This is a genomic window from Pseudomonas sp. SIMBA_067, assembly GCF_046534675.1.
GTDB classification, from domain to species: Bacteria; Pseudomonadota; Gammaproteobacteria; order Pseudomonadales; family Pseudomonadaceae; genus Aquipseudomonas; species Aquipseudomonas putida.
In genome coordinates, this window is record NZ_JAWRYH010001336.1 from 1 (window position 1) to 236 (window position 236).

At 63.6% G+C, this 236-nt stretch carries 1 pseudogene; it reads left to right on the forward strand.

Going from position 1 to position 236, the window contains the following annotated elements:
• Positions 1 to 236 (forward strand): annotated as a pseudogene (locus tag SB765_RS33685) (multifunctional CCA tRNA nucleotidyl transferase/2'3'-cyclic phosphodiesterase/2'nucleotidase/phosphatase); the annotation flags it as partial.

Sequence of the window (236 nt, forward strand, 5' to 3'; positions counted from 1 at the left end):
TGCTGGAGCTGTTGCAGAAGTTCGATGTGTATCGGCGGCCACAGCGCTTCGACGACTTCATCAGCGCCTGCGAGATGGATGCGCGCGCGCGCCAGGGCAGTCTGGCTTATCCACAGGCTGACTACCTGCGAGGGGCAGCAGCTGCGGCAAGGGCTGTGGATGTGAAGCCGCTGGTGCAGGCTGGGCTGACCGGGCAGGCGTTGGGCGAGTCGCTTAAAGGTGAGCGATTAAAGGCG